Source organism: Demequina lutea (assembly GCF_013409005.1).
GTDB classification, from domain to species: Bacteria; Actinomycetota; Actinomycetes; order Actinomycetales; family Demequinaceae; genus Demequina; species Demequina lutea.
Genome location: NZ_JACBZO010000002.1, coordinates 61115 through 68383, shown reverse-complemented (window position 1 = coordinate 68383; position 7269 = coordinate 61115). Strand labels below are relative to the sequence as shown.

The following is a 7269-nucleotide window of genomic DNA, read 5'->3' as shown; positions in this document are numbered from 1 at the left end:
CAAGGGCGTTGAGGGAGGAAGGTCGCGCAGCGGCCTCGCCGGACCAAAACGCCGCTGATCCCACATCGTGGGTCAGCGGTTGCGCCCCAGGCGGGCGCCGATAATCGTCAAGCCGGACAGGGAAAGACGTCTGTGATGGGTCAGGCGCCCCGACGGGGCGCGGCCCACGTCGACCACCGGTCGACGCTGCCGGAACCCTCGTGGGGACCGGCATCCACAGCGCCGGCCAGCTCGCACGTGCGGATACTTTGTGCCGTGCGGGCGGGATGGTCGGCGCTCGGAGCTCGAGTGAGCCACCACACCTGGTGGTGTCCCCACTCCCCTGGTGTCCGCCGGCCGCCACCTTGTGGGGGCACCGGCGGCGCCGGTGCCCCGCCACTAGGGGTGGCGGGGCGTGGGGGTTAGGCGGCGGTCGCGTGGGCGAGCCAACCGGGGGGCATGTCCATGTCGACGGCCGCGCTCACGAGGGCCGCGAACCGGTAGTCACGGTCTGCGTGTCGGGCTTGGGTGAGGTACGCGGGCATCGCGGCAGGCGTCGCGTCGGGGCTGCTCGTCGACAATCGAACCGAGCTTGCCCTGCGGTGGCTCGACCGCGCCGTCGACGCGGGCTTGTCAACCCCGCAGGGGCCGTGAAGCCGAAGCTGCGTAACTGCTGGCAGGCGAGTGTGGCGCCACGTGTGGCGCTTGACAACCGGGAACGCAGCGGCAGCGCAGTGACCATCGCGCATGAGGGACACATGATCGGCCCACGGAATGGTGCGGGGATCGCGCGCGTAGCGCGCTCGTTCGTCGAGCGTGCTCGACGCGGTTGCGGGCGGGTGCCCGTAACCATCACGCCCTTGGGCGTGGTGTGCGTAGCGGGCGCCGCGGTGGATCCGCGGGTGTCCGCTTGTCCGGCCGCCTCCGTTGCGGCCGGGAGGATTGCGGAGCTTGTGAGTGTTGGTGTGGGCGAATCGTGCGCGCAGCATGCACGGTCTCGCTGTGCCAACACCCGCAAGCGGTGGTGTGGGTCCCGCTGTCCCTGGGCGGTGGTCAGGCAGACACCCTCCAAGGTGTCGGGCTGTCCACGGTCCCGGGCGTCGGGGGGCAAACCCGGCCAGTTGCGCGGCGAAGCTGAACGGGTGCCGGCCTCGATGGCCAGCGCCCGAGCACAGCGGTCAGGAGGGCAGTCCGGCCGGCCACGCCGGCCGGGCCACCGCGGGGGCGCCGACCTTCGGGCGGTGGCCCCGCGCGCAACCCCTCTCCACGAGCGGCACACCCGCCCACACCGTGGAGCAGGACCACGTCCTTCACGCCTTGGGGTGTGGGGGCGTGTGGTTGGTTACTGTTCGGTCCAGCCTGGTCGCATACCCGTTTCGAGGGCTTGGCGCACCAGGTCGCGAGCCGCGCGCGTCGCGCGTCCTGGCACCGCGCCAGCATTTCCGTGGTGAGCGTCCGAGCGACGCGCGACCCCCGCGCCTGGTGTGGGTGCGGGGGTCGGGGTGCCGGTTATTCTATGCGGGTGGCCCATCCGGGGGTGAGTCCTGCCTGGGTGGCGGCGGTGATGAGTTGGGCAAGCCTGGCGAACGTGGGCATGTCCTCGGCGACCGTGATCGCGTCGTGTGCGTAGGTGAGTGCGGCGGCGGTGTCGTTGTGCCAGAACGCGAGCATGGCGAGCACTGTGAGGGCGCCGGTCTGTGACATGGGGGTCTTGGCGTGTGCGTGGACGTCCCACAGCATGACTGCTTTGGCGCGTAGTGCGTCGGTGTCGGGCTTGATGCCCTCGGGGCCGTTGGGGTTGGCGGTGCCGAGGAATGCGCCCAGGACTTCGCGCACTCCGGGGGTGCTGGGGTCGACGGCGAGGCGTCGGGCTAGGCCGTAGTCCTCGCTGTCGTCAGTGACGGCGATCACGAGGGCGTCGCGTCCCGCGATGCTTGTCGCGAGAGCGGCGACGGCTCCCAGAAGTGCGGGTGTGGTCACGTCGGGGTAGGTGTCATCTGCGCACGCCTTGAGCAAGGTGAGCGTCTGTTCAAGGGCCTTGGGTCGGGCCTCTGCGGGCCACAACTGGCCTTCGACCTTGCGCGCCTTGGCGAGCGCGTTGGCGGTGGGCGCGTTGATGGTGCGGGACGCGGTCACGGGGTCTTGGTCGATGATGCGGGCGTTGGTGCCGTCCTCGTCGGTCACGATGCCGTTGGTGACGTAGTGCACGAAGACGCTGGCGACGTGCTCGGACAGGAATGCGCGGGTCGCTTCGGTCACGGCGGCGTGCTCGGCGTGGCCTCCTTCAGAGTAGATGCCGAGGAGGACGCCTGCGATTTGGTGGGCGTCGAACTGCTTCGCGAACGCGTGAAGGATGTGCTCGCGGGTGTCGAGGTCCGTGACGGTGGCGAGGTCGGCGCGGTAGATCGCGCGTACTGCGGAGTGCTTTGACATGGCGATGACCATGAGGGATTCGCGGGGGAGGAAGCCGAGTTTGGCTGGCACCTGTGCGAGGGTTTCGGTGATGGTGAGCCGCTGGACGTTTGACATGATTTGTGCCTTTCGGTTTCGGGCCTCGGGGGCCTCGCTATCGGCGTTTGCCGATGCCTCAATTCTAGCAGGAGTGGCCGACAAATGGGGCCATAAACGGGGGGTTTGTGGCGATGTTTTGGGGAGGGGTTTCCCCCGGGACCGCGCATTGTTGCGGGTCTCGGGGGCTCTCGATTATGTGAACTCGATGTGTGTGCCGTTGGGGATGGTGAGGGCGGCTCGACAGCACGCGGTGAGGAAGAACGCCACGTGGAAGTCGCCCCCGTCGGATGAGGGGCAGTCGATGTAGGTTTCGCCGTCGGTGGTGGTGGTGATCTGGGCGTCTTGTTGGGTCCATGACACGTCGATGTCGATGAGGTCCGTGACCTTGCGGCCACATGTGGGGCATCGGGGCTTGTCCGGGTTGAGCGCGGCGCATGGTCCGTAGTTGCCGGTCATGGCCTCCGCGAAGCCCGACAAGATCGTGGTGAGGAATCGGGCTTGGTCGGTTGCTGGTGTGGCGCGGTAGTGGGCCAGTAGTTCGGTGGTGGTCATGAGTGTGTCCTTTCGGGCTCGGGGGGTTAACCGTTGATGAGGGCGCGTAGGACGGTGGTAGCGATTCGCCAGTGCAGGCCGTCGCCGGTGTCTTTCAGGTCGAGTGCCTCGGCCGCCCAGGTGAGTTGTTCGCCGTAGATGTGGCTGGCGTAGTCCTCTAGGTCGTGCGTGTCTTGTGCGCGGACGGCGGGGCACTCGTCGCCGTGGCGGGGACACGTGAGGGTGTCGAGGACGAGCCAGTCGCCCTGGTCGGACACCTCGAAGGTGATGTGCGTGACGTGGGCGCAGTGTTCGAGGGTGTTGGCGATGGTGGTGATGAGCGCTTCGCGGATCTCGTCTTGGATGGCGTCGATGGTGCGTTGGGTGGCGGCGATCATGGCGCCGCGACGGTCGAGGGTGCGTTGGGTGGTCATGGGTGTGTCTCCTTGGCTGTGGGGGTGCCCCGGCCCACGGTGTGCGCGGGCCGGGACTGGTGGTTACGCGGCGGCGCTCGCCTCGGGGGCTTCGGGTGCGGGTTCCGTGTCACAACCGAGGGCGGTGGGCTGGGTGCGGGTGAAGGTGGCGACGCCTTTGGTGAGGTCGTGGCCGATAGCGTCGGCGTCAATGATGAGGTCGGTGCGCTGGCCGGTGTCGCTGTCCCAGTCGTGAGTGGACAGGCGTCCACGGACCACGACAGGCTGGCCCTTGGCGAGGGAGTCCTTCACGTTGATCGCGGCCTCACGGAACACTCGAACTGTGAACCATTCCGTTTTTCCGTCGGTCCACTCTTGGCGGGTTCGGTCAAAGTGGCGGGCGGTGCTGGCGAGGCGGAATGAGGTGAGGCGGGTGCCGGTGGGGCCGACGATGTGCTTGGGGTCGGTGGCTACCCAACCTGTCACGCTGATGGTGAGGTCGTTCATGGGTGGTTCTCCTTTTCAGGTTCGGGCCCTTTCGGGCCTCATGTCGGCGGGTGCCGATGCCTCAATTCTATTGGGGGGGTCTGACATGTGAGAGGGGTCGACGGGGGGTGTTGTGCCTGCTAGTGCCGGGGTTGGGTGAGGTGAAACGGGGACCGGACCCCTTGATCGTCAAGGCCGCTTTTTGCCTGCCGGCTGCGCCCTGTTGTCCGCTCGTCGACGCGGGGATTTGCGCGAGCTGCGCGCGGTGGTTGATGAGTACCGCGTAGCGGTGCGTTGGGCACTGGAGGTGCCCCCACTCCCCAGCTGCAGGCGGGGCGCGTCACGCCCCCGTGGGGGCGGGGTGGTTGCGTTAGGGATCGTTACCCGGAGGGCCAAGACACCCTTGGGTGGCTTGGGGAGGCCGCTTCGCGGCCGAGTAGAGCCCAGGTCGGGCTTGCCCGACAGCGCCCATGCCGTGGCGGTGGCACGCGGAAGTGGACAACATTATCGACGCCTGGCACTGACGCTGCTGCGCCCGCTTCGCAAGGCTCAGATGACTCTTTTCGACCAACTTTTCTACAAGCCTGGGCGTCCACTCGCACTCTTCATCGGAAACGTCGCCAAATTGGTGGCAACACCTCTTCTACCAGGACCGACGCGACAGAAGGCGGCACGAATACGCCCCGCTCCCCCGCGCAAGCGACACGTCAAGCTGCGCCGCGTGTCACGCGCGCTGGCGATACTGCACCGCGGCGGGCCGGAAGTGAAACTCGCGACCACGTTCTGAGCGGAAATGACCCGGGTTTTGCCCCGTACCATCGGCCGCGACGGGCACGCTGGCGGGGCTTTGAGAGCGAGGGAATCGGCATGTTGGACGACCTGCGGGACACGTGGTGGCGCGATCGCGAGGGCGGCACCGCGGTGCGAGTGGAGTGGGTCAGCACGCACGGGCGCGCAGCGCCCGTGGTGGTGTTGACGGCTGCGGGAGAGGCGGGCCGCGAGTGTGAGCGGGTGGTGATCGACGCCGGCGTTTTCGAGCGGCGCTTTGTGCCGATCGGAGGCGCCTTGGCGTGAGGGCTGTCCTCGCGCTGTGCGCGAGGTCCTTCGGGGGCCGGCCTCCGTGGCGGCGCCCGTGTGAGGTGGTCCGCGCGCGGCTAGCGCGTGGTCGGTTGGCCGTGGTGCCCTTCCCCAGTGGGGGCGCCCTTGGTGTGGGGCGCCCCCGGGGGGTTAGGCGGCGTGGGTGGTGGTGGGGCGGTGGCCGCTGAGTTCGTGGAAGTTGAGGCGGTAGGTGCCGAAGGGTCCGTTAATGGTGACGCTTTTGGCGTTGACCTTCACGACTCGCGCCCAGTCGCCCCGGCGGTCGGCCACGGCGTCGCCGGGCTTGATGGTGGCGGCGCTGTAGTTGCCAATGGTGCCCGCTTCGATTTGAGCGGCGCGAACGGCTTGCCAGTAGGTCACGGCGTCAGAGTCGCGCGCGAGTAGTTGGGTGAGGCGGTGGTGCGTGGCGTCCCAGCGGTCGGCGTTGTCCTCGGTGCGGCGTCCGTCGATGTCGTCGAGGCGGCGCTGCCAGCGGCGGATATCGGCCTCAAGCTTGGCGATGCGGTTGCCGATGGTCGTCGGGTTGTTGCGGCGGTCGTTGGCGGCGGCGGCGATGCGGGCGCGCCCTTCGGCTTCCTTGGCGTCTTCGTGGGCGGCAACAGCGCGGCCCATTGTGCGGTCTGCCCTGTCGATCGCGGCGCGGTGGCGGCGCTCGGAGTGGTGCCCGATCTTGATCGGCTCGCCGCCTTCGGGCAGGGAGTTAAACGCGGCGGTGTTGGCCTGCCACGCGGCCTCGGCTTGGGCGGTGCGGCGCTGGGCCTTGTTGGCGAGCGCTTCGGCGCGGGCGGTCAGTTGTGCGGCCTTGTCGGCTTCGGCCTGTGCGACGGGGCGCGGGTTGTCGTCGATGTCGATCGTGACGGTGTAGCCGAGTTCGCGCAACTGGCGAGCGGTGGTGTTGATGGTGTGTATTTTCGCGAACCGGTCGCGGCTTTGCGGGATGAACCATGCGCCGATGGTGCGGCCCCAGCGCCAGCGGTTGGCCTTGAGGATTGCGACGCTGGCGTCTCCCCCGCTGGTGCCGTCGATGAGGGTTCCGGCTTCGTGTGTGTGGGTGATGCTGAGTTCACTCATGGGTAATGCTCCTTGTCAGGTTCGGGCCTCTGGGGCCACAGTTCGGCGTTTGCCGATACCTCGATTGTACCAGGAACGACGGACAAAGGGAAGCCACAAAGGGGGGTTTGTGGCCTGCCCGGATTGGCGGCCAGGCGGGCGAGAAACGCGCCGCGCCCCCTACCCGGTGGTCGTCTGGAGCAATGCGTGCCAAGCCCCTCGAGAGGGCTCCTGTGCGGCGTGGACTGTGCGTGCTCACAAGCTGACGGGGTCGCCTGATGGGGTGGCGTATGTTCTGCGACGCTGCCCCGTCGGGCGGCCGTGGGGCGCGCGCAAAGCGCGTCCTTTGGCGGTGTACGAACCGGGCAGTTGCGTTAGTTCGCCGTGATGCGGGTGCGCGCTCCCCTACCTCAGGAAGGTGGGCGTGAGGTACGCCTCAAGGGCGTCGCGCACGACCTCGCTCTTGCTCTGCCCGGTCGCAGAGATGCGCTGATCCAGTAGCTGCTCAAGGGTGGGCGGGATGGAGACGTTGACGCGGGGGGCGCGCTCCCCCACGCCGGGCAGGTAACCGTCGAGACGCGGGCGCCCTCCTTTGGCGATGCGCTGTTCGAGCGCTGCAATGTCCAGACCTGCCGCCTCGAGGGCGGCGCGGCCGGATGCGGCCGCGTCTGCCCCGTACAGGGTGCGGGTTGGCTGAGTGGCGAGTAGTGCGTCGAGCGCGGCCTTGCCGTCGACGTCATTGGTGTTTGTCATGGTTGGTTGCCTCCTTCTTCGTTGAGTCGGGTCTGTGTGCTGGTGCGTAGACGCATCGCGTGGAAGATCACCACGGACCCTTCTCCAACTTCTGCCAACACTTCGAGGGTGCCCAAGCGGCTCGGGCCGACATACAGGCGCGGGACGATCGCGTGCCCCTCGCGGGCCGGGGGCCACTGGCGCTCGACGGTGGCATGGGTGATGGCGTAGAGCACTTCATCGCGGGGGATCCCGTGCTTGTCAGCGCTCGGCGTCCAGTGAATCGGCATGTAAGTATTGTCGCACACAACCCCGGTTTTGTCCACACAAACCCCTCGGGATTTGATGTGCGACCAACCCGCTCCGTTAGGGGAGCAAGACGGCCCGGTCCACCGTGAGGTGGCCGGGCTGCGCCTGGGTGACGGTTAGGGCTCCACGACTGGTAGCCCCAACTGGAAGACGTCTCGCA

The 7269-nt window shown here is 67.9% G+C and carries 9 protein-coding genes; 1 reads left to right on the top strand and 8 read right to left on the bottom strand.

Annotated elements, in window-relative coordinates:
* Positions 1 to 401: 401 nt before the first annotated feature.
* The 5 genes from BKA03_RS14960 to BKA03_RS14940 all read right to left on the bottom strand — a co-directional run bounded on the left by BKA03_RS14960 (position 402) and on the right by BKA03_RS14940 (position 3941).
* Positions 402 to 968, bottom strand: a complete 567-nt coding sequence (locus BKA03_RS14960; protein ID WP_062075528.1) for a hypothetical protein — start codon at positions 966 to 968, stop codon at positions 402 to 404.
* Between the two features lie 520 nt (positions 969 to 1488).
* On the bottom strand, positions 1489 to 2508 hold the full coding sequence (locus BKA03_RS14955; protein ID WP_062075527.1) for a DUF4192 family protein: 1020 nt from the start codon (positions 2506 to 2508) through the stop codon (positions 1489 to 1491).
* A gap of 174 nt (positions 2509 to 2682) precedes the next feature.
* The gene (locus BKA03_RS14950; RefSeq protein ID WP_062075526.1) at positions 2683 to 3042 is read right to left on the bottom strand and encodes a hypothetical protein; all 360 of its coding nucleotides are present in this window, start codon (positions 3040 to 3042) and stop codon (positions 2683 to 2685) included.
* A 26-nt stretch (positions 3043 to 3068) separates the two neighbouring features.
* A complete protein-coding gene (locus tag BKA03_RS14945) occupies positions 3069 to 3455 on the bottom strand; it encodes a hypothetical protein (protein ID WP_062075525.1) in 387 nt (128 codons plus the stop codon).
* A 63-nt stretch (positions 3456 to 3518) separates the two neighbouring features.
* Positions 3519 to 3941: a single-stranded DNA-binding protein gene (locus tag BKA03_RS14940; protein WP_062075524.1), complete on the bottom strand. Its 423-nt coding sequence runs from the start codon at positions 3939 to 3941 to the stop codon at positions 3519 to 3521.
* An 846-nt stretch (positions 3942 to 4787) separates the two neighbouring features.
* Between BKA03_RS14940 and BKA03_RS14935 the strand changes: the two genes are divergently transcribed.
* Complete coding sequence (locus BKA03_RS14935; protein WP_062075523.1) at positions 4788 to 4994, top strand: hypothetical protein; 207 nt, start codon at positions 4788 to 4790, stop codon at positions 4992 to 4994.
* Positions 4995 to 5147: 153 nt separating this feature from the next.
* Here BKA03_RS14935 and BKA03_RS14930 read toward each other — a convergent pair whose 3' ends face one another.
* The 3 genes from BKA03_RS14930 to BKA03_RS14920 all read right to left on the bottom strand — a co-directional run bounded on the left by BKA03_RS14930 (position 5148) and on the right by BKA03_RS14920 (position 7090).
* On the bottom strand, positions 5148 to 6089 hold the full coding sequence (locus BKA03_RS14930) for a DUF3560 domain-containing protein (protein WP_062075522.1): 942 nt from the start codon (positions 6087 to 6089) through the stop codon (positions 5148 to 5150).
* Positions 6090 to 6473: 384 nt separating this feature from the next.
* Entirely contained in the window at positions 6474 to 6821 is a 348-nt protein-coding gene (locus BKA03_RS14925) for a ribbon-helix-helix domain-containing protein (protein WP_062075521.1), read from the bottom strand.
* Entirely contained in the window at positions 6818 to 7090 is a 273-nt protein-coding gene (locus tag BKA03_RS14920) for a hypothetical protein (protein WP_062075520.1), read from the bottom strand. Before BKA03_RS14920 ends, BKA03_RS14925 begins: the two co-directional genes overlap by 4 nt.
* Positions 7091 to 7269 lie beyond the last annotated feature (179 nt).

What these genes read in the sequence shown, in the direction of transcription:
- BKA03_RS14950 (WP_062075526.1), bottom strand. Translation starts at nt 3,042, where the DNA reads ATGACCACCACCGAACTACTGGCCCACTACCGCGCCACACCAGCAACC.
- BKA03_RS14960 (WP_062075528.1), bottom strand. Translation starts at nt 968, where the DNA reads ATGCTGCGCGCACGATTCGCCCACACCAACACTCACAAGCTCCGCAAT.
- BKA03_RS14935 (WP_062075523.1), top strand. Translation starts at nt 4,788, where the DNA reads ATGTTGGACGACCTGCGGGACACGTGGTGGCGCGATCGCGAGGGCGGC.
- BKA03_RS14925 (WP_062075521.1), bottom strand. Translation starts at nt 6,821, where the DNA reads ATGACAAACACCAATGACGTCGACGGCAAGGCCGCGCTCGACGCACTA.
- BKA03_RS14930 (WP_062075522.1), bottom strand. Translation starts at nt 6,089, where the DNA reads ATGAGTGAACTCAGCATCACCCACACACACGAAGCCGGAACCCTCATC.
- BKA03_RS14955 (WP_062075527.1), bottom strand. Translation starts at nt 2,508, where the DNA reads ATGTCAAACGTCCAGCGGCTCACCATCACCGAAACCCTCGCACAGGTG.
- BKA03_RS14945 (WP_062075525.1), bottom strand. Translation starts at nt 3,455, where the DNA reads ATGACCACCCAACGCACCCTCGACCGTCGCGGCGCCATGATCGCCGCC.
- BKA03_RS14920 (WP_062075520.1), bottom strand. Translation starts at nt 7,090, where the DNA reads ATGCCGATTCACTGGACGCCGAGCGCTGACAAGCACGGGATCCCCCGC.
- BKA03_RS14940 (WP_062075524.1), bottom strand. Translation starts at nt 3,941, where the DNA reads ATGAACGACCTCACCATCAGCGTGACAGGTTGGGTAGCCACCGACCCC.